This window comes from Streptomyces sp. NBC_00258 (assembly GCF_036182465.1).
Lineage (GTDB): Bacteria > Actinomycetota > Actinomycetes > Streptomycetales > Streptomycetaceae > Streptomyces.
In genome coordinates this window covers 8,707,147-8,724,458 of the sequence record NZ_CP108081.1, presented here as the reverse complement: position 1 = coordinate 8,724,458, position 17,312 = coordinate 8,707,147, and the positions used below count along the sequence as shown (strand labels likewise).

Below are 17,312 nucleotides of genomic sequence, written 5' to 3'. Positions count from 1 at the left end.
GCCCCACGGCGGTGATCGACGGTGCCGAACCGGGCGGCGCTCCCGTCAGGAGACGGGGCGGAACCCACTGTCGGCGGTGGCGCGTGCGCGCCGACGCCATCGCATGCCGTTGACCTGGCCGGGTTCGTCACCGATGACGTACCGCACCCGGCGACCGTGCACGCGCCGCGCGGGCGCCCGGCAGCCGCGCGGACGGCAGCCGCGGGCGAGCCGTGCGTAGGGGCCACGGGCCACCGAAGGGCCCGCGGCGGCCGACCGTACGCGCGCCGGACCACCGTCGGGGCCTGGGCCCGGACGGGTGGTCGTGGCGGCGAGGGAACGGTCGGCGTACATCCCGTGCGTCAGCCCCGTCCGTGCCGCAGCGCGGGATGGGCTCCCGCGGCGACCAGGTCGGAGACGGCCGTCTTCGGGTCCCGGCCGGTGACCAGGGACTCGCCCACCAGCACGGCGTCGGCGCCGGCGTTGGCGTACGCGATGAGGTCGTGCGGCCCGCGGACGCCGGACTCGGCGATCTTCACGATGTGCGCGGGGATCTCGGGTGCGACGCGCTCGAAGGTGCCGCGGTCGACCTTGAGGTCCTTGAGGTTGCGCGCGTTGACGCCGATGACCTTCGCTCCGGCGTCCACCGCCCGCTCGACCTCGTCCTCGTCGTGGACCTCGACGAGCGGCGTGAGCCCGATGGACTCGGCGCGCTCGATGAGGGACTCCAGGGCGGGCTGGTCGAGGGCGGCCACGATGAGCAGCGCGAGGTCCGCGCCGTACGCCCTGGCCTCCCACAGCTGGTAGGAGGTGACGATGAAGTCCTTGCGCAGCACCGGGATGTCGACCCGGTCACGGACGGCCTCCAGGTCGGCCAGCGAACCGCCGAAGCGGCGCTGCTCCGTGAGGACGGAGATGACGGCCGCGCCGCCCGCCTCGTAGTCGGCGGCGAGTGCGGCGGGGTCGGCGATCGCGGCGAGCGCGCCCTTGGACGGGCTGGAGCGCTTGACCTCGCAGATGACCTTGACGCCGTCACCGCGCAGGGCCGCGACACCGTCCTTGGCAGCCGGAGCCTTGGCGGCGCGCTCCTTGAGCTCGTCGAGGCTGACGCGCGCCTGCCGCTCCGCGAGGTCGGCACGGACTCCGTCGATGATCTCGTCGAGCACACTCACGCGAGCGGCCCCCTTCCCAGACGGTGAACAGTTGAAGCGGTTCTGCGGTTGACCCGGGTTTCGTCGCATCGGACGAAACCGGTGGTCACTGCGATGGTATCCGGAGGAGGGCTTAGGCCTCACATCCGGTTGACGCCGGTCCCACTACCTGGACGTTCCCCAATTGATCAAGGGTGGAGCCAGCCACCGAACGGCAGGTTCCGGACAACCGTGAAGACCAGCAGCAACGCGCCCAGGCCCCACAGGACGGACGGCCGGGGATCGATGCGCAGCGACCGTCCCTGGACGGTACGGATCACCCAGACGGTCCACACGACGGCGAACACCAGATACCCGACGACGGCGACCGCGTTGGCCCCGAGCGCCGCCACGAGGTCCCCGCGCGCGACGGCGTGCGCGCTGCGCAGTCCGCCGCAGCCGGGGCAGTACACGCCGGCGTACTGGAGCAGCGGGCAGGCGGGGTAGTGCCCTGGTTCGTTCGGATCGACGGCTCCCACGTACGCGAAGGCGCCGGCCACGGCCGCGAGGATCCCGCCGGGCACGACGAGCCGCCGCGCCACGGAGCCCTGCGGCACGGATCCGGGAGCGGGCGTCACCCTCTGGGATTCGGCGTTCACCCCACGCATTCTGCCGCGCCGGGGCGCACACCGCACACATGCGCGTACGCGAAGGAGCGCGTCCGTACGCGAAAGAGGCGGGTCCGGCGCTCGAAGCCGGTCCCGCCTCTCGGCACGCCGTGAAGGATCAGCTCTCGGCGGACGCGGACGCCACCTGGTGGGTCCGGGGCGCGGCCTTCTGCTTGCCCAGGCCCGCCGCACGCATCGCCATGCCGACCACGCCACCGAGGGCCACGACGACCATGCCGGCCCAGAAGCCCAGCGGGTTGGCCATCACCATGAAGGCACCGGAGACGCAGAAACCGATGACGGCGATGACGACGCCGGTCCAGGCGGCCGGAGTGTGACCGTGGTTGGTGCCCGCCATGACTTAGCTCCTCATGATCTGTGTTGCTGTGTGCGTGTGTGAGTCGGACGCTCGTCGCCCATTCTCCCGTACTCGCATGCGTGCCCTGAGCCGGGGTGCCCCGTAAGGGGCGCGGGGCTGTATCGATGTGCGGCTACGCCGCGTGGGCGCGACCAGCACCCACCGGCCCGCAGCCCACGTACGGCATCCCGCGGAGTGCTAGGCCCCTGTCGGGTCCTCCCCGCGGTCCAGCGCCTTCCAGATCTCCTCGGGCCGGTCCGGGTCGGCCGGAACCCGGGGCTTGCGCACCCGCGGAGCCCCGTCGCGCTCGTAACGCCCCGACATGGCCGGCCACAGCCGCCCGTACCGCAGGGCGAGGAGCCCGGCGAGGAGCAGCAGCACGCCCCCCGCCGCGGCCACGTACGGCCAGGCGGTGTGGGTCATGGCGTCCACGGTCGCCCCGCTGTCGCCGGAGGCCTGGGCCGCCTTCTCGTCGAGCGCGGAGGTGTCGGAGGCACCGAGGAGCGCCGAGACGACGGTCCCCGCGCCGGAGAGCGCGAGGAGCCCGGCGACCAGGAAACGGCCGGCGCGGCGGACGGCGAAGACGGCGACGAGAGCGGCGAGGCCCACTATGGCGAGGGACGCGGGCACGCCCGTCACATCGCCGCCCTTGGCGCTCAGCGGGAAGTCGCCGCCGGCCACCGTCGCGGTGCCCTCCGACCAGCCCTGCCGCGAGGCGAGCAGCGCGACGACCGCGCCGAGCGCGCCGAACAGCAGGGCGAGGGCGAGGCTTCGGCGGCCGGACCGGGCGGGTCCGGGGGCTTCGGATCGGGGGTGCGGAACAGCAGTCACGTACTCCACTATCGCCTGAACCCCGGGCGAACCGTCACCCGGGGCTCACGTGACTCGCGTCCCACTGTCCGCGTACGTCCGGCTGTACGGGCGTTTCCCGCGGTCCGGGCCGATGTGCGGCCTACGGTCGGCCGAGCCGGTTCGCCGTGTGGACGGCGCGCAGGACGGCTGCCGCCTTGTTGCGGCACTCGGTGTCCTCGGCGACCGGGTCCGAGTCGGCGACGACTCCGGCGCCGGCCTGCACGTACGCCGTACCGTCCCGGAGCAGGGCCGTCCGGATGGCGATGGCGGTGTCGGAGTCGCCGGCGAAGTCGAGGTATCCGACGCAGCCTCCGTACAGCCCCCGCCGCGAAGGCTCCAGTTCGTCGATGATCTGCATGGCGCGGGGCTTGGGGGCGCCGGAGAGGGTGCCCGCGGGGAAGCAGGCGGTCAGTACGTCGAAGGCCGTACGGCCTTCGGCCACCCTGCCCGTCACCGTGGACACGATGTGCATGACGTGCGAGTACCGCTCGATGGACATGAAGTCGACGACCTCGACCGAACCGGGCTCGCAGACCCGCCCCAGGTCGTTGCGCCCCAGGTCGACGAGCATCAGGTGCTCGGCGCGCTCCTTGGGGTCGGCGATCAGCTCGTCGGCGAGGGCCTGGTCCTCCTGGACGGTGGCGCCGCGCGGCCGGGTGCCCGCGATGGGGTGCACCATCGCCTGCCCGTCCTCGACCTTGACCAGGGCCTCCGGGGAGGAGCCCACGACGTCGAAGCCGTCGAAGCGGAAGAGGTACATGTACGGGGACGGGTTGGTGGCCCGCAGCACCCGGTACACGTCCAACGCGCTTGCCGTGCACGGCGTTTCGAAGCGCTGGGAGGGTACGACCTGGAAGGCCTCGCCGGCCCGGATGCGCTCCTTGATGTCCTCGACGGCGACCTGGTAGTCGGGCCCGCCCCACAGCGCGGTGTACTCGGGGAGCTCGGACGGCGGAAGCGCGGCCGGGGGCTGCGAGACGGACCGCGAGAGGTCCGCCTCCATGGCGTCGAGGCGGGCCACCGCGTCCGCGTACGCCTCGTCGACTCCCGTGTCGAGGTCGTTGTGGTTGATCGCGTTGGCGATCAGCAGGACCGAGCCGTCCCAGTGGTCCATGACCGCGAGGTCGCTGGTCAGCAGCATGGTCAGCTCGGGCAGCTTCAGGTCGTCGCGCTCGCCGGGGCCGATCTTCTCCAGGCGCCGCACGATGTCGTATCCGAGGTAGCCGACCATGCCGCCGGTGAACGGCGGCAGCCCCTGGTCGTGGGCGAGGTCGTGGGGGGTGTGGAGGGTCTCGATGGTGGCGCGCAGGGCTGCGAGGGGGTCGCCGTCGGCCGGGACGCCGACGGGCGGGGTGCCCAGCCAGTGGGCCTGGCCGTCGCGCTCGGTGAGGGTGGCGGCGGAGCGGACGCCCACGAACGAGTAGCGGGACCACGAGCGGCCGTTCTCCGCGGACTCCAGGAGGAAGGTGCCGGGGCGCTCGGCGGCGAGCTTGCGGTAGAGCGCGACGGGCGTGTCGCCGTCCGCGAGGAGCTTGCGGCTGACGGGGATGACACGCCGGTCGGTGGCCAGCTTGCGGAAGGTCTCGAGGTCCATGGCGGCTGACCTTACTGATCCACGGCCGGTACGCCGGAATCGGCGCCCTTGGTGTCCACAGGGCCCTCGGCGTCCTTGAGGAGCACGTCGGCGTCGAAGCAGGTGCGGTCGCCGGTGTGGCAGGCGGCGCCCACCTGGTCGACCTTGACCAGCACGGTGTCCGCGTCGCAGTCGAGGGCGACGGACCTGACCCACTGGAAGTGACCGGAGGTGTCGCCCTTGACCCAGTACTCCTGGCGGCTGCGCGACCAGTACGTGCACCGGCCGGTCGTCAGCGTGCGATGCAGAGCCTCGTCGTCCATCCAGCCGAGCATCAGCACCTCTCCGGTGTCGTACTGCTGGGCGATGGCGGGGACGAGCCCGTCGGCGCTGCGCCTGAGGCGTGCGGCGATCTCGGGATCCAGGCTGCTGGGCCTGCTGGGCGGGGGCGTGCTGGTCATGACGACCATTGTGCCGCGCCGGTCCGGCACTCCCGGCGGATGTCCACTGGATGAGAGAAAAGCGGCGCGATCGGGGTGGGTGGCCGGCTCGACGGGTGGGCGGACCGGCGGGCCGGTCGTAGGCTTGCTGACATGTCGACCCATGCCAAGCGTGAACGACTTCTCCTCGCAGACCTGTTGGAGACGGAGGGCCCGGACGCCCCCACTCTGTGCGAGGGCTGGAACACCCGTGATCTCGCCGCCCACGTGGTGGTGCGCGAGCGCCGCCCGGATGCCGCGGGCGGCCTCCTGATCAAGCAGCTCGCCTCACGCCTCGACCGGGTGATGGCCGAGTTCACCGACAAGCCGTACGAGGAGCTGATCCAGCTCATCCGTACGGGTCCGCCGCGCTTCTCGCCCTTCTCCCTCAAGCAGATCGACGAGGCGTCGAACGCGATCGAGTTCTACGTCCATACCGAGGACGTACGCCGCGCCCAGCCCGACTGGGTTCCGCGCGAGCTCGACCCGGTCTTCCAGGACGCCCTCTGGTCCCGCCTGGAACGCACGGCCCGTCTGATGGGCCGCGGCACCCCCACGGGCCTGGTCCTGCGCCGCCCGAACGGCCAGACGGCGGTCGCCCACCGGGGCACCCCGGTCGTGACGGCCACGGGCGAGCCCTCGGAGCTGCTGCTGTTCCTGTACGGGCGCAAGAACGCGGCCGACGTGGAACTGGAGGGCGACAAGGAAGCGATCGCCAAGCTGCACGAGGCGAAGCAGCTGGGCATCTGAACAGCCGCTTCGGGAGTTCGGCTACTTCGGAAGTTCGGCCCGGCGGAGGTCGCGGACGCACAGCGCCAGCACCCCGCCGAGGCCGCACACCGCAGCGCTGACGAGGAAGACGGGGCCCGTGCCCCACGCGCCGATCGCGGCGGCTGACACCGGCATGCTGAGCGGTGCGAGACCGAGGCTGACGATGCCGGACACGGAGCTGACCCTGCCCAGGTAGGCGGGGTCGGACCGGGTCTGCAGCAGTGCTCCGCACAGGGCGCCGCTGAGGCCCGTGAGCAGGCCGATGAGAACGGCGACGCCCGTGGCCGTGACGACGTTCGGCACGTGGGCCAGCGCGCCCATCGCGACCGAGCCCGCCAGGATCGTCACCGCCATGACGCGTCCCGCGTGCGGAAGGCCTCCGCGTACGGCGATCAGCAGCGCGGCGGCGCCCGCGCCCACGCCGAACCCGGCGAGCACCCAGCCCACGCCTGAGGCGCCCCAGCCGCGCTCGTCGGCGAGCAGGGTCAGCCCCACGTTCAGTGGGCCGACGAAGCCGAGGTCCCCGAGGGCGATGGCGACGATCAGCGGAGCGAGGACGCGGTGGCCGCGGATGTAGCGCAGTCCGTCGCGGAGGTCGCTCCAGGCGGTACCGCGCGCGGCGGCCCTGTCGTCCCCGGGGAGGTCGGCGACCCGCAGGGAGACGAGCAGGGGTACCGACACCGCGATCAGCAGCCCGGCCAGTCCGAAGGCCGCGGCCGGCCCGCCCAGCGCGATGCCCAGACCGCCGAGCGGCGCGCCCACGACGTTGGCGGAGCGGATGGCGAGGCCGCGCATGCCCTGGACGCGGGCGAGCTGGTCGCGGCCGGTGATGCGCGCCGGGAGGGCGCCCACGGCGGGCAGGAAGACGGCGTCGACCGTGCCGAAGACGAGGGCGAGCAGCGCGAGCGGCCACAGCCCGGGGGTGGTGGTGAAGAGCAGCGCGGCCACGGCGAGCACGGCCGCGCACCGCACGGCGTCACTGCCGATGACGACCTTCCGGGGCCCGAACCGGTCGGCCAGCACTCCCCCGCCGAGCATCAGCAGGGCGCGCGGCACGGCGCTCACGGCCGCCACGATCCCCGCCTGCGCGGGCGTGCCCGCCTGCACGGCGGCCCAGGTCAGCGCGAGGTAGTAGACGTTGTCGCCGACCATGGACGCGGTGTAGGCGCCCAGCCAGCGCAGGACGTTCGGGTCACGGTGGGCCGGTCCGTGGGAGGCAGGGGCCAGGGGTATGGACGTGGTGGACATACTGGCGTGCCCTCCCGGGCTGCGGACTGTCAGGCGCGGAACGGAAAGCCGTACAGGTGCAGCGCGACGTTCTCGCGCCCCCCGGTGTCACCGGCCGCCTCGGCGGCGCGGCCCTCGTCGTCGTACTTCTTGGCGAGGGCGAGCAACTCCTCGTTGAGCCGCTTCAGTTCGGCGGCGGTCAGACGGAGCGTCGTCTCGGAGTCGGAGGCGGCGCGGTTCCACTCGGGACCCCAGGCGTGGCGCCCGTCGAGGTACGTCCGGTAGAGCTCGCTGCGCTGGTCGACGAGGAGCCGGGCGAAGGCGGTGTGCGCCGCTGCCTGTTCGGGCGCGTCACGGAAGTCCTCGTCCCGCACGCTCACGCCCTCCGAGGCGGGCTGCCACCAGCGCTCCCTGCCGTCCGCGCTGCGCGGCTCGGCCTCCTCGATCAGCCCGTGCTCGGCGAGCTTGCGCAGGTGGTAGCTGACCAGTGACACGGCCTCGTCGACCTGCTCGGCGAGCTGGGAGGCCGTGGCCACCTCCGCGACGAACAGTGACCGGTACAGCCTCAGCCGCAGGGGGTGGGCGATCGCCTTGAGCGTGCCCATGTCCGTGATCCGGCGGTTCTCCTTCTCGACCATGCCCTCAAGGTAGATACAAAAGAAAAGTTGCGCAACATATATTGCACAACTTTCCTTTTCCTTCCCGCCACGAGTAAGCCCCGGCCACCAGATGACCGGGGCTTACTGAACCTCTCCTGTGCGTGAACGAGTCTCCGGGGCGTCACCGCACCGGATGCCCCGCCTCCCGCAGCGCCTGCTTCACCTCGCCGATCCGCAGGTCGCCGAAGTGGAAGACGGACGCGGCGAGCACGGCGTCCGCGCCCGCCGCGACGGCCGGCGGGAAGTCGGCCAGCCGGCCCGCGCCGCCGGAGGCGATCACCGGCACCGTGACGTGCTTCCGTACGGCCTCGATCATCTCGATGTCGTAGCCGTCCTTCGTGCCGTCGGCGTCCATCGAGTTGAGCAGGATCTCGCCCGCGCCCAGCTCGGCGGCCCGGTGCGCCCACTCGACGGCGTCGATGCCGGTGCCCTTGCGGCCGCCGTGGGTGGTGACCTCGAAGGTGCCCTCGGGGGTCCGCCGCGCGTCCACCGACAACACCAGCACCTGCCGCCCGAAGCGCTCGGCGATCTCCCGGATCAGGTCGGGGCGGGCGATGGCGGCCGTGTTGACGCCGACCTTGTCCGCGCCCGCCCGCAGCAGCTTGTCGACGTCCTCCGCGGTGCGGACACCACCGCCCACGGTCAGCGGGATGAAGACCTGCTCGGCGGTGCGGCGCACCACGTCGTACGTGGTCTCGCGGTTGCCCGAGGACGCGGTGATGTCCAGGAACGTCAGCTCGTCGGCGCCCTCGGCGTCGTACACCTTGGCCATCTCGACGGGGTCGCCCGCGTCGCGCAGGTTCTGGAAGTTGACGCCCTTGACGACCCGGCCGTTGTCGACGTCCAGGCAGGGGATGACTCGTACGGCCAGGGTCATGACTCGGGTGCCTCTCGGTACGCCTCCACCTCGACCTCGACCACCAGGCTGGGGTCCACGAAACCGGAGACGATGATCATGGATGCGGCGGGCCGGACGGAGTCGAACAGCTCCTTGTGGGCGCGTCCGACGTCCTCCACGTCCCGGGCGTGGGTGAGGTACATGCGCGTCCGTACGACGTCCTCGCGGCCGAGATCCAGCTGCTTCAGCGCCGCCAGCGCGACGTTGAACGCGTTGACCGCCTGCTCGTACGGGCCGCCTCCGGCGATCTCGCCGTCCACTATCGACGTGCAGCCGGAGACCAGCACCAGCCCGTTCGGCAGCTCCACCGCGCGGGAGTACCCGAAGGCGTCCTCCCAGGGGGCACCGGTCGAAACGCGTCGCAGGCCGCTCACTTGGCCACCGCCTCCAGTGCCTCTTCCAGGGTGAACGCCTTCGCGTACAGGGCCTTCCCGACGATCGAGCCCTCGACACCGAGCGGCACGAGTTCGGCGATGGCACGCAGGTCGTCCAGGGACGAGACCCCGCCCGACGCCACCACCGGGCGGTCGGTCGCCGCGCACACGTTCTTCAGCAGCTCCAGGTTCGGACCCTGGAGCGTGCCGTCCTTCGCAATGTCCGTGACGACGTACCGCGCGCAGCCCTCCTTGTTGAGGCGCTCCAGCGTCTCGTAGAGGTCGCCGCCGTCGCGGGTCCAGCCACGGCCGCGCAGGGTCGTGCCGCGTACGTCGAGACCGACCGCGATCTTGTCGCCGTGCTCGGCGATGACCTTGGCGACCCACTCGGGGGTCTCCAGGGCCGCGGTGCCGAGGTTCACCCGGGTGCAGCCGGTGGCGAGGGCCGCGGCGAGGGTGGCGTCGTCGCGGATGCCGCCGGACAGCTCCACCTTGATGTCCATCGCCTTGGTGACCTCGCCGATCAGCGCACGGTTGTCCCCCGTGCCGAACGCGGCGTCCAGGTCCACGAGGTGCAGCCACTCGGCACCCGCCCGCTGCCAGGCGAGGGCCGCCTCCAGGGGCGAGCCGTACGAGGTCTCCGTACCGGACTCGCCGTGGACGAGGCGGACCGCCTGGCCGTCGCGGACGTCCACGGCTGGGAGGAGTTCGAGCTTCGCGGAAGACATCGAGGGCATCAGAGGGTTCCGATCCAGTTGTTCAGCAGCTGCGCTCCGGCGTCGCCGGACTTCTCGGGGTGGAACTGCGTGGCCCACAGAGCGCCGTTCTCCACGGCCGCCACGAAGGGCTTGCCGTGCGTCGACCAGGTGACGAGCGGGGCGCGCATCGCCGGGTTGGCGACTTCCAGGTTCCAGTCGTGGACGGCGTACGAGTGCACGAAGTAGAAGCGTGCGTCGGCGTCGAGGCCCGCGAAGAGCTGCGAATCCGCCGGTGCTTCGACGGTGTTCCAGCCCATGTGGGGCACGATGTCGGCCTGCAGAGGCTCGACCGAGCCGGGCCACTCGTCGAGGCCCTCCGTCTCGACGCCGTGCTCGATGCCGCGCGCGAAGAGGATCTGCATACCGACGCAGATGCCCATGACCGGCCGGCCACCGGCGAGCCGACGGCCGACGATCCAGTCGCCGCGCGCCTCCTTCAGCCCCTGCATACAGGCGGCGAAGGCGCCGACGCCCGGCACCAGCAGGCCGTCCGCGTTCATGGCCTTGTCGAAGTCACGCGTTATCTCGACGTCGGCGCCCGCGCGCGCGAGGGCGCGTTCCGCCGAGCGCACGTTCCCGAAGCCGTAGTCAAAGACGACCACGCGTTTGGAAGGGGAGCTCAATTCCACACCTCCAGCCTCAGGACGCCCGCGACAAGACACATGCCGGCGCCGATCGACAGCAGCACGATGAGACTCTTCGGCATCTGCTGCTTGACGAAGGAGTAGACGCCGCCGAGCAGGAAGAGCCCGACGACGATCAGTACGGTGGAGAGGCCGCTCATGGCTTTACAGGGCACCCTTCGTGGACGGGAGGATGCCCGCCGCGCGCGGGTCACGCTCGGAGGCGTACCGCAGTGCCCGGGCGAGCGCCTTGAACTGGCACTCCACGATGTGGTGCGCGTTGCGCCCGTACGGCACGTGGACGTGCAGCGCGATCTGGGCCTGCGCGACGAAGGACTCGAAGATGTGCCGGGTCATCGTCGTGTCGTACTCGCCGATCATCGGCGCCATCTTCTCGGGCTCGGTGTGCACGAGGTACGGGCGGCCGGAGAGGTCGACGGTCACCTGGGCGAGCGACTCGTCCAGCGGGACCGTGCAGTTGCCGAAGCGGTAGATGCCCACCTTGTCGCCGAGCGCCTGCTTGAAGGCGGCGCCGAGCGCGAGGGCGGAGTCCTCGATGGTGTGGTGCGAGTCGATGTGCAGGTCGCCCTCGGTCTTCACGGTCAGGTCGAACAGACCGTGGCGGCCGAGCTGGTCGAGCATGTGGTCGTAGAAGCCGACCCCTGTCGACACGTCGACCTTGCCGGTTCCGTCGAGATCGATCTCGACGAGGACCGACGTCTCCTTGGTCACCCGCTCCACACGTCCTACGCGGCTCATGTGCTCTGCTCCTTCTTCAACTCACGTACCGCGTCGAGGAACGCGTCGTTTTCGGCGGGAGTTCCGGCGGAGACCCGCAGCCATCCGGGTACGCCGTTGTCCCGGACCAGGACGCCCCGGTCGAGGATCTTCTGCCAGGCGATGTGCGACCCGTTCTCCCCGTCGAACCGCCCGAACTGCACGAAGTTCGCGTCCGACTCGGTCACGTCGAAGCCGATCGCCCGCAGTTCGAGGACCAGCCGGTCCCGCTCGGTCTTCAACTGCTCGACGTATCCGAGCAGCGTGTCGGTGTGCTCCAGGGCGGCCAGTGCGGTCGCCTGGGTGACCGCCGACAGGTGGTACGGCAGCCGTACGAGCTGGACGGCGTCCACGACCGCCGGGTGCGCGGCGAGATAGCCGAGGCGCAGCCCGGCCGCGCCGAAGGCCTTCGACATCGTCCGCGAGACGACGAGATTCGGCCGATCTTCGAGCAGCGGAAGCAGCGAGTCGCCGTGGCTGAACTCGATGTACGCCTCGTCGACGACGACCATCGACGGCTTCGCCGCCTGCGCGGCCTCGTACAGCGCGAGGACCGTCTCGGGCGGAACCGCGTTGCCCGTGGGGTTGTTGGGGGTGGTGATGAAGACGACGTCGGGCTTGTTCTCGGCGATCGCCTGCTCGGCGGCCGCGAGGTCGATCGTGAAGTCCTCGTTGCGAGGGCCGGAGATCCATCCGGTGCCGGTGCCCCGCGAGATCAGGCCGTGCATCGAGTACGAGGGCTCGAAGCCGATGGCCGTGCGGCCGGGCCCGCCGAAGGTCTGCAGCAGTTGCTGGATGACCTCGTTCGAGCCGTTGGCCGCCCAGACGTTCTGGACGCCGACCGCGTGCTTCCCGGTCTTCGTCAGGTACTTGGCCAGCTCGGTGCGCAGCTCGACCGCGTCCCGGTCGGGGTAGCGGTTGAGGTTCCGGGCCGCCTCGCGAACCCGCTCTGCGATCCGCTCGACGAGCGGCTCGGGCAGCGGGTAGGGGTTCTCGTTCGTGTTCAGCCGTACGGGTACGTCGAGTTGGGGCGCGCCGTACGGGGACTTGCCGCGCAGCTCGTCGCGTACGGGGAGATCGTCGATGCCGGTCACTTGCTGGGCACCTTCCACTCGAACCTTGCCTTGACGGCGGCACCGTGGGCCGGGAGGTCCTCGGCCTCGGCGAGCGCCACCACGTGGTGGGCCACCTCCGCGAGGGCGTCGCGCGTGTAGTCGACGATGTGGATCCCGCGCAGGAAGGACTGGACCGACAGACCCGAGGAGTGGCAGGCGCAGCCGCCGGTCGGGAGGACGTGGTTGGAGCCGGCCGCGTAGTCGCCCAGCGAGACGGGCGCCCAGGGGCCGACGAAGATCGCACCGGCGTTGCGCACACGGTCCGCGACCGCGCTCGCGTCGGCCGTCTGGATCTCCAGGTGCTCGGCGCCGTACGCGTTGACGACCCGCAGGCCCTCGTCCACGCCGTCCACCAGCACGATCGCGGACTGCCTGCCGCTCAGCGCCGGGACGATCCGGTCCTCGATGTGCTTGGTGGCCGCGACCTGCGGCTCCAGCTCCTTCTCCACCGCGTCGGCCAGCGCGACCGAGTCGGTGACCAGGACGGCCGCGGCCAGCGGGTCGTGCTCGGCCTGGCTGATCAGGTCGGAGGCGACGATCACCGGGTCGGCGCTCTCGTCGGCGAGGATCGCGATCTCGGTCGGACCGGCCTCGGCGTCGATGCCGATCTTTCCGGCGAAGTAGCGCTTGGCGGCGGCGACCCAGATGTTGCCCGGGCCCGTGACCATGTTGGTGGGCGCGCAGGACTCGGTGCCGTACGCGAACATCGCGACGGCGGTCGCGCCGCCCGCCGCGTACACCTCGTCGATACCGAGCAGCGCGCAGGCGGCAAGGATCGTCGGGTGCGGCAGGCCGCCGAACTCGGACTGGGCCGGGGAGGCAAGGGCGATCGACTCGACGCCCGCCTCCTGCGCCGGGACCACGTTCATGATCACGGACGACGGGTAGACGGCCCGGCCGCCGGGCGCGTACAGCCCGACCCGGTCGACCGGCACCCACTTCTCGGTGACCGAGCCGCCGGGCACGACCTGGGTGGTGTGCGTGGTGCGGCGCTGCTCGCGGTGGACGATGCGGGCGCGGCGGATCGACTCCTCCAGGGCCGCGCGGACGGCCGGATCGAGCTGCTCCAGCGCGTCGGTGAGCGCCCGCGCCGGGACGCGGACGGACTCCAGGCGTACGCCGTCGAACTTCTCCGCGTAGTCGATCAGCGCCGCGTCGCCACGATGATGCACGGCCTCGCAGATCGGACGCACTTTCTCCAGGGCGGCCGAAACGTCGAAGTCGGCTCGGGGCAGCAGGTCGCGCAGGGCGGAGCCCTCGGGGAGGGCGTCGCCGCGCAGATCGATTCGGGAGATCACGAACCAATTCTCTCAGACGGGGTTCGGGCGCCGGACGGCTGTATCAATCGCTGATACGGGCTGTGGATCACCGGTCGCCACGTGGCCCGATTTCGTGCCTGGCACGGGTTCCGGAAGATCACCTTCACCACTGGTGTTCAGGCAGTCACCCAGCGGGCATCACAGGAACGACTGTACGAAACCCGCGAGTAGCGGGGGAGAAAGGGAAGACCGTGACCCAGGGGGCCGGCGTCCGCGCCGGAGAACTGCCCGATGACCTGACCGCCGCCGAAGCCGGGATGTGGCAGGCGTTCCGCAACGGCAGCGTGTACGACCTGCGCGCCGGGGACACGACCGTCGACGATCCGCACGGCGGCCATCCATGGGGCCCCGAGCGCAGTGTGCGGGCCCGGATAGTGGCCTGGCTGCTGCTGGACGGACCGCCCGCGCTCGACGGCCGCGTCGCCTCCCTCAAGCTGACCGGCGTCCAGATCGTCGACGTCCTCGACCTCGCGGGCGGCACGATCGAGCCGTACGTCGAGATCAAGGGCTGCCGGTTCGAGAAGGAGGTCCTGCTGCCGGAGGCCCGGTTCACGACCGTGCGCCTGGTGGACTGCGCGGTGCCGCGCCTTGAGGCGGCCCGGGTGCACACCGAGGGCGATCTGCATCTGCCGCGCTGCCGCTTCCACAACGGCGTACGCCTCACCGACGCGCACATCGGCACGGATCTGCTGCTCAACCAGGCGATCGTCTACCGGGACCGGCGCGGGCGCTCCCTCACCGGCGACGGGATGACCGTCGGGCAGGACCTCCAGGCCGAGATGCTGGAGTCGCACGGCGAGCTGAGCCTGCGCGGCGCGAAGGTCGGCGTCTCGCTCAGTCTGCGCGGCAGCCGGCTGGCCAACCCGTACGGGAGCCGCCGCGCGCTGAACGCACCGCAGCTGACCGTCGAGCGCACGCTGTACCTGACCCCGGCGAGCGTCGGCGACCCCCTCCACACCAGCGGCCGCACCCCGGCGCGCGGCACCCGCGTCCAGCGGTTCGAGTGCGAGGGCGGGATCCGGCTCGACGACGGCCGGTTCGGGGACGCGGTGGACTTCGAGCAGGCCCGCCTCGTCCTGCGGGACGACCAGGAGGTCTCGCTGCGCCGCGTCCAGGTGCCCGAGCTGCGCTTCCTCGGCGAGCGGCCGCAGCGCGGACGGGTCGTGCTGAACGGCGCGAAGGTGGTCAACCTGATGGACCACGCGACCAGCTGGCCGGGCGCGGGCCAACTGCAGATGGGCGGCTTCCAGTACGAGTACCTCGTGCCACGCGGCCCGTTCCCGCTGTCCCGGCGCCTCGAATGGGTGGCCGCGGCGACTCCGGAGTACAACCCCGAGCCGTACGAGCGGCTGGCGACCGTGCTGCGCAACGGCGGCGAGGACGAGGACGCCCGCGAGGTGCTGCTCGCCAAGCAGCGCCACCGCCGCGAGAACCTGCCGATCGCCGCCAAGCTCTGGGGGTACGCGCAGGACTGGACGGTCGCCTACGGGTACCGGCCCGGGCGGGCGGCCGTCTGGATGGCCGTGCTGTGGGCGGCGACCTCCATAGCCTTCGCACACGCCGACCATCCACCGCTCAAAAGCGGCGAACATCCGCCGTGGAACCCCTCGCTGTTCGCCCTGGACCTGCTGCTCCCGGTCATCGATCTCGGCCAGGTCGGCTACTGGCAGCTGCGCGGCGGCTGGCAGTGGCTGTCCGCGGTGGTGATCCTGCTGGGCTGGGTCCTCGCCACAACGGTGGCGGCGGGCGCGACACGGCTGCTGCGCAGGGGCTGAGCAGGTCTCTCTCCCGGGTCGCGCACAACTGCTTGACACATGAACAACAGTCACCTTTTACCTGGCCTTGACCATTCCGCACGCAACCAAAATACGGTTACAAAAGCGTCACCGCGTATCCTCTGGCACCCGTCCGACCTGCGGGTTTTCAATGGGCACCACCATGGCACTGCTGCGCGCGTTCCTCCGTACGGCACGGATGGCACGGAACACTTCCCGCCTCGCCGCCGGTCTGCCCGCCGACGACGAGGTACTGCTCGACGCGCCCGACGAGCGGCTCGGACCGGCACTCGTCGCCGCGGGCCGCGGCGAGTACGGGACCGCGGCGAAGCTGCTGTCCACCACCCGGGAGGCCGCCGAGTGGGAGAACCGGGACCGGTACGCGACGCGTCTGGCCGCCTTCGCGCGCTCCCGGACGGAATGGTTCGACGACTGGTGCTCCGACGCCCCGCACGACCCGGACGCGCTGCTGGTGAAGGCCGAGCTCGCGGTGTGCCGGAGCTGGGAGTCGCCGGCCCGCGCCGAGCTGCTGCGCCAGGTGGGGCCGCTGATCTCCGCGGCCGCCGAGGGCGACCCGCGCGACCCGGTGCCGTGGCGCATCGCGCTCGACCACGCCCGGGGCACGAACACCCCGCACACCGCGTTCGAGCGGCTGTGGGCCGAGGCCGTACGCCGCTCCCCGCACCACTACGGCTGCCATGCGGCCGCCCTCCAGTACCTGTCCGCGGCCTGGTACGGCTCGCACCGCGAGTGCTTCGACTTCGCCGAGCGGGCCGCGCAGGACGCGCTGCCCGGCTCCCTCGTCCAGGCCCTGCCGGTGCGCGCGGCCTTCGCGTACCTGACCGAGGGCGGTGGAGCGGCCGTGCCGCGCGAACGCCTCGACACGGCGGCCGACCTCGCGATCGCCGTCTCCGGGGAGTACGCGGCCGCCGACCCGTGGCCCGCGGAGGTCCGCAACCTGCTCGTCTACGTGCTGATCCGCCTCGAACGGTGGCAGGACGCGCTGGCGCAGCTGCACCTCATCGGGCCGTACGCCACCTCGTTCCCCTGGGACCGCGTCTCGGACGACCCGCTCGGCCAGTTCCTCGAACTGCGCGACGGAATACGGATCGAGGTGGCCTCGGGCATGCCCCTGAAACTACGCAACGGGGATCTTCCGTATCCACGGAGTGAGCACGGCGGACGTGCGCCCTCCGGTGACCATTAGGCTTTCTCGTCGTGACCACCGTCCGGCTCCCCCTCTTCCCCCTGAACTCGGTGCTGTTCCCCGGGCTCGTGCTGCCCCTGAACGTCTTCGAGGAGCGCTATCGCGCGATGATGCGCGAGCTCCTGAAGACCCCCGAGGACGATCCGCGCCGGTTCGCCGTCGTCGCCATCCGCGACGGCCACGAGGTCGCGTCCACCGCGCCCGGTATGCCGGACCAGACCGCCGTGCCCCAGCGCGGGCCCGCGGCCGGCTTCGGCGACGACCCGGCCAAGGCCTTCCACGAGGTGGGGTGCGTCGCGGACGCGGCGACCATCCGGGAACGGGCCGACGGCAGCTTCGAGGTGCTGGCCACCGGTACGACCCGGGTGCGGCTGCTCTCCGTGGACGCCTCCGGTGCCTTTCTGACGGCCGAACTGGAGGAGCTGGAGGAAGACCCGGGCGAGGAGGCCGGCGCGCTGGCGGAAGGGGTGCTGCGGGCCTTCAGGCAGTATCAGAAGCGGCTCGCGGGGGCCCGGGAACGGTCCCTGTCGACCGGGGCCGAGCTGCCGGACGAGCCGGCCGTCGTCTCGTACCTGGTCGCGGCCGCGGCGATGCTCGACGTGCCGGCGAAGCAGCGGCTGCTCCAGGCGCCGGACACGGCGTCCCGCCTCCGCGAGGAGCTGACGCTGCTGCGGGCGGAGACCGCGATCATCCGCAACCTGCCGTCGTTGCCCGCGTCGGAGCTGACACGGGGGCCGACGAGCCTCAACTGACGCGGACCGTCAAGGGCA

Annotated in this window: 21 protein-coding genes; 4 read left to right on the top strand and 17 right to left on the bottom strand. The window is 71.6% G+C overall.

The window, feature by feature from the left end; all coding sequences use genetic code 11:
* Window positions 1–45 precede the first annotated feature (45 nt).
* From trpM to hisI, 7 genes are all read right to left on the bottom strand, one after another.
* Window positions 46–333, bottom strand: coding sequence for a tryptophan biosynthesis modulator TrpM (gene trpM / locus OG718_RS38925; protein ID WP_260695224.1), 288 nt, complete (start codon window positions 331–333; stop codon window positions 46–48).
* An 8-nt stretch (window positions 334–341) separates the two neighbouring features.
* On the bottom strand, window positions 342–1,151 hold the full coding sequence (gene trpC / locus OG718_RS38920; protein WP_143637751.1) for an indole-3-glycerol phosphate synthase TrpC: 810 nt from the start codon (window positions 1,149–1,151) through the stop codon (window positions 342–344).
* A 167-nt stretch (window positions 1,152–1,318) separates the two neighbouring features.
* Complete coding sequence (locus OG718_RS38915; RefSeq protein ID WP_328846394.1) at window positions 1,319–1,777, bottom strand: DUF2752 domain-containing protein; 459 nt, start codon at window positions 1,775–1,777, stop codon at window positions 1,319–1,321.
* Between the two features lie 118 nt (window positions 1,778–1,895).
* Complete coding sequence (locus tag OG718_RS38910) at window positions 1,896–2,135, bottom strand: HGxxPAAW family protein (RefSeq protein WP_143637755.1); 240 nt, start codon at window positions 2,133–2,135, stop codon at window positions 1,896–1,898.
* 198 nt (window positions 2,136–2,333) lie between these two features.
* Window positions 2,334–2,975: a TIGR02234 family membrane protein gene (locus tag OG718_RS38905; RefSeq protein ID WP_143637757.1), complete on the bottom strand. Its 642-nt coding sequence runs from the start codon at window positions 2,973–2,975 to the stop codon at window positions 2,334–2,336.
* A 112-nt stretch (window positions 2,976–3,087) separates the two neighbouring features.
* A complete protein-coding gene (locus tag OG718_RS38900) occupies window positions 3,088–4,581 on the bottom strand; it encodes an anthranilate synthase component I (protein ID WP_328846393.1) in 1,494 nt (497 codons plus the stop codon).
* Between the two features lie 11 nt (window positions 4,582–4,592).
* The gene (gene hisI / locus OG718_RS38895) at window positions 4,593–5,021 is read right to left on the bottom strand and encodes a phosphoribosyl-AMP cyclohydrolase (protein WP_143637764.1); all 429 of its coding nucleotides are present in this window, start codon (window positions 5,019–5,021) and stop codon (window positions 4,593–4,595) included.
* Between the two features lie 132 nt (window positions 5,022–5,153).
* Between hisI and OG718_RS38890 the strand changes: the two genes are divergently transcribed.
* Window positions 5,154–5,789: a TIGR03085 family metal-binding protein gene (locus OG718_RS38890; RefSeq protein ID WP_143637766.1), complete on the top strand. Its 636-nt coding sequence runs from the start codon at window positions 5,154–5,156 to the stop codon at window positions 5,787–5,789.
* Between the two features lie 21 nt (window positions 5,790–5,810).
* Here the strand turns inward: OG718_RS38890 and OG718_RS38885 are convergent, their stop codons facing one another.
* The 10 genes from OG718_RS38885 to hisD form a co-directional block, all read right to left on the bottom strand.
* Window positions 5,811–7,058: an MFS transporter gene (locus tag OG718_RS38885; RefSeq protein ID WP_328846392.1), complete on the bottom strand. Its 1,248-nt coding sequence runs from the start codon at window positions 7,056–7,058 to the stop codon at window positions 5,811–5,813.
* Window positions 7,059–7,087: 29 nt separating this feature from the next.
* Window positions 7,088–7,675, bottom strand: coding sequence for an ArsR/SmtB family transcription factor (locus tag OG718_RS38880; protein WP_143637770.1), 588 nt, complete (start codon window positions 7,673–7,675; stop codon window positions 7,088–7,090).
* 142 nt (window positions 7,676–7,817) lie between these two features.
* Window positions 7,818–8,573: an imidazole glycerol phosphate synthase subunit HisF gene (hisF, locus tag OG718_RS38875; RefSeq protein ID WP_266503221.1), complete on the bottom strand. Its 756-nt coding sequence runs from the start codon at window positions 8,571–8,573 to the stop codon at window positions 7,818–7,820.
* On the bottom strand, window positions 8,570–8,968 hold the full coding sequence (locus OG718_RS38870; protein ID WP_143637774.1) for a RidA family protein: 399 nt from the start codon (window positions 8,966–8,968) through the stop codon (window positions 8,570–8,572). Before OG718_RS38870 ends, hisF begins: the two co-directional genes overlap by 4 nt.
* Window positions 8,965–9,696, bottom strand: coding sequence for a bifunctional 1-(5-phosphoribosyl)-5-((5-phosphoribosylamino)methylideneamino)imidazole-4-carboxamide isomerase/phosphoribosylanthranilate isomerase PriA (gene priA / locus OG718_RS38865; protein WP_143637776.1), 732 nt, complete (start codon window positions 9,694–9,696; stop codon window positions 8,965–8,967). The genes OG718_RS38870 and priA overlap by 4 nt, the downstream gene beginning before the upstream one ends.
* 8 nt (window positions 9,697–9,704) lie before the next feature.
* Window positions 9,705–10,355, bottom strand: a complete 651-nt coding sequence (gene hisH, locus OG718_RS38860; protein WP_143637778.1) for an imidazole glycerol phosphate synthase subunit HisH — start codon at window positions 10,353–10,355, stop codon at window positions 9,705–9,707.
* Window positions 10,346–10,510 (bottom strand): hypothetical protein, encoded by a 165-nt coding sequence (locus OG718_RS38855; protein ID WP_186001182.1) that lies wholly within the window; start codon window positions 10,508–10,510, stop codon window positions 10,346–10,348. The genes hisH and OG718_RS38855 overlap by 10 nt, the downstream gene beginning before the upstream one ends.
* A gap of 4 nt (window positions 10,511–10,514) precedes the next feature.
* The gene (gene hisB, locus OG718_RS38850; RefSeq protein WP_055612125.1) at window positions 10,515–11,108 is read right to left on the bottom strand and encodes an imidazoleglycerol-phosphate dehydratase HisB; all 594 of its coding nucleotides are present in this window, start codon (window positions 11,106–11,108) and stop codon (window positions 10,515–10,517) included.
* A complete protein-coding gene (locus OG718_RS38845; RefSeq protein ID WP_306940500.1) occupies window positions 11,105–12,220 on the bottom strand; it encodes a histidinol-phosphate transaminase in 1,116 nt (371 codons plus the stop codon). The genes hisB and OG718_RS38845 overlap by 4 nt, the downstream gene beginning before the upstream one ends.
* The gene (gene hisD, locus OG718_RS38840) at window positions 12,217–13,539 is read right to left on the bottom strand and encodes a histidinol dehydrogenase (protein ID WP_143637782.1); all 1,323 of its coding nucleotides are present in this window, start codon (window positions 13,537–13,539) and stop codon (window positions 12,217–12,219) included. Before hisD ends, OG718_RS38845 begins: the two co-directional genes overlap by 4 nt.
* 212 nt (window positions 13,540–13,751) lie before the next feature.
* Between hisD and OG718_RS38835 the strand changes: the two genes are divergently transcribed.
* The 3 genes from OG718_RS38835 to OG718_RS38825 all read left to right on the top strand — a co-directional run bounded on the left by OG718_RS38835 (window position 13,752) and on the right by OG718_RS38825 (window position 17,294).
* A complete protein-coding gene (locus OG718_RS38835; RefSeq protein WP_143637784.1) occupies window positions 13,752–15,335 on the top strand; it encodes an oxidoreductase in 1,584 nt (527 codons plus the stop codon).
* 151 nt (window positions 15,336–15,486) lie between these two features.
* On the top strand, window positions 15,487–16,542 hold the full coding sequence (locus OG718_RS38830; protein ID WP_260695225.1) for a hypothetical protein: 1,056 nt from the start codon (window positions 15,487–15,489) through the stop codon (window positions 16,540–16,542).
* A gap of 11 nt (window positions 16,543–16,553) precedes the next feature.
* Window positions 16,554–17,294 carry an LON peptidase substrate-binding domain-containing protein gene (locus tag OG718_RS38825; protein ID WP_143637785.1) on the top strand — a complete coding sequence of 247 codons (741 nt, stop codon included), beginning with the start codon at window positions 16,554–16,556 and terminating at the stop codon, window positions 17,292–17,294.
* Window positions 17,295–17,312 lie beyond the last annotated feature (18 nt).

Coding starts and splice junctions, on each gene's coding strand:
- OG718_RS38885 (WP_328846392.1), bottom strand. CDS start 7,058: ATGTCCACCACGTCCATACCCCTGGCCCCTGCCTCCCACGGACCGGCC.
- hisF (WP_266503221.1), bottom strand. CDS start 8,573: ATGACCCTGGCCGTACGAGTCATCCCCTGCCTGGACGTCGACAACGGC.
- priA (WP_143637776.1), bottom strand. CDS start 9,696: ATGTCTTCCGCGAAGCTCGAACTCCTCCCAGCCGTGGACGTCCGCGAC.
- OG718_RS38900 (WP_328846393.1), bottom strand. CDS start 4,581: ATGGACCTCGAGACCTTCCGCAAGCTGGCCACCGACCGGCGTGTCATC.
- OG718_RS38830 (WP_260695225.1), top strand. CDS start 15,487: ATGGGCACCACCATGGCACTGCTGCGCGCGTTCCTCCGTACGGCACGG.
- OG718_RS38910 (WP_143637755.1), bottom strand. CDS start 2,135: ATGGCGGGCACCAACCACGGTCACACTCCGGCCGCCTGGACCGGCGTC.
- OG718_RS38890 (WP_143637766.1), top strand. CDS start 5,154: ATGTCGACCCATGCCAAGCGTGAACGACTTCTCCTCGCAGACCTGTTG.
- OG718_RS38855 (WP_186001182.1), bottom strand. CDS start 10,510: ATGAGCGGCCTCTCCACCGTACTGATCGTCGTCGGGCTCTTCCTGCTC.
- hisB (WP_055612125.1), bottom strand. CDS start 11,108: ATGAGCCGCGTAGGACGTGTGGAGCGGGTGACCAAGGAGACGTCGGTC.
- OG718_RS38915 (WP_328846394.1), bottom strand. CDS start 1,777: ATGCGTGGGGTGAACGCCGAATCCCAGAGGGTGACGCCCGCTCCCGGA.
- trpM (WP_260695224.1), bottom strand. CDS start 333: ATGTACGCCGACCGTTCCCTCGCCGCCACGACCACCCGTCCGGGCCCA.
- hisI (WP_143637764.1), bottom strand. CDS start 5,021: ATGACCAGCACGCCCCCGCCCAGCAGGCCCAGCAGCCTGGATCCCGAG.
- OG718_RS38880 (WP_143637770.1), bottom strand. CDS start 7,675: ATGGTCGAGAAGGAGAACCGCCGGATCACGGACATGGGCACGCTCAAG.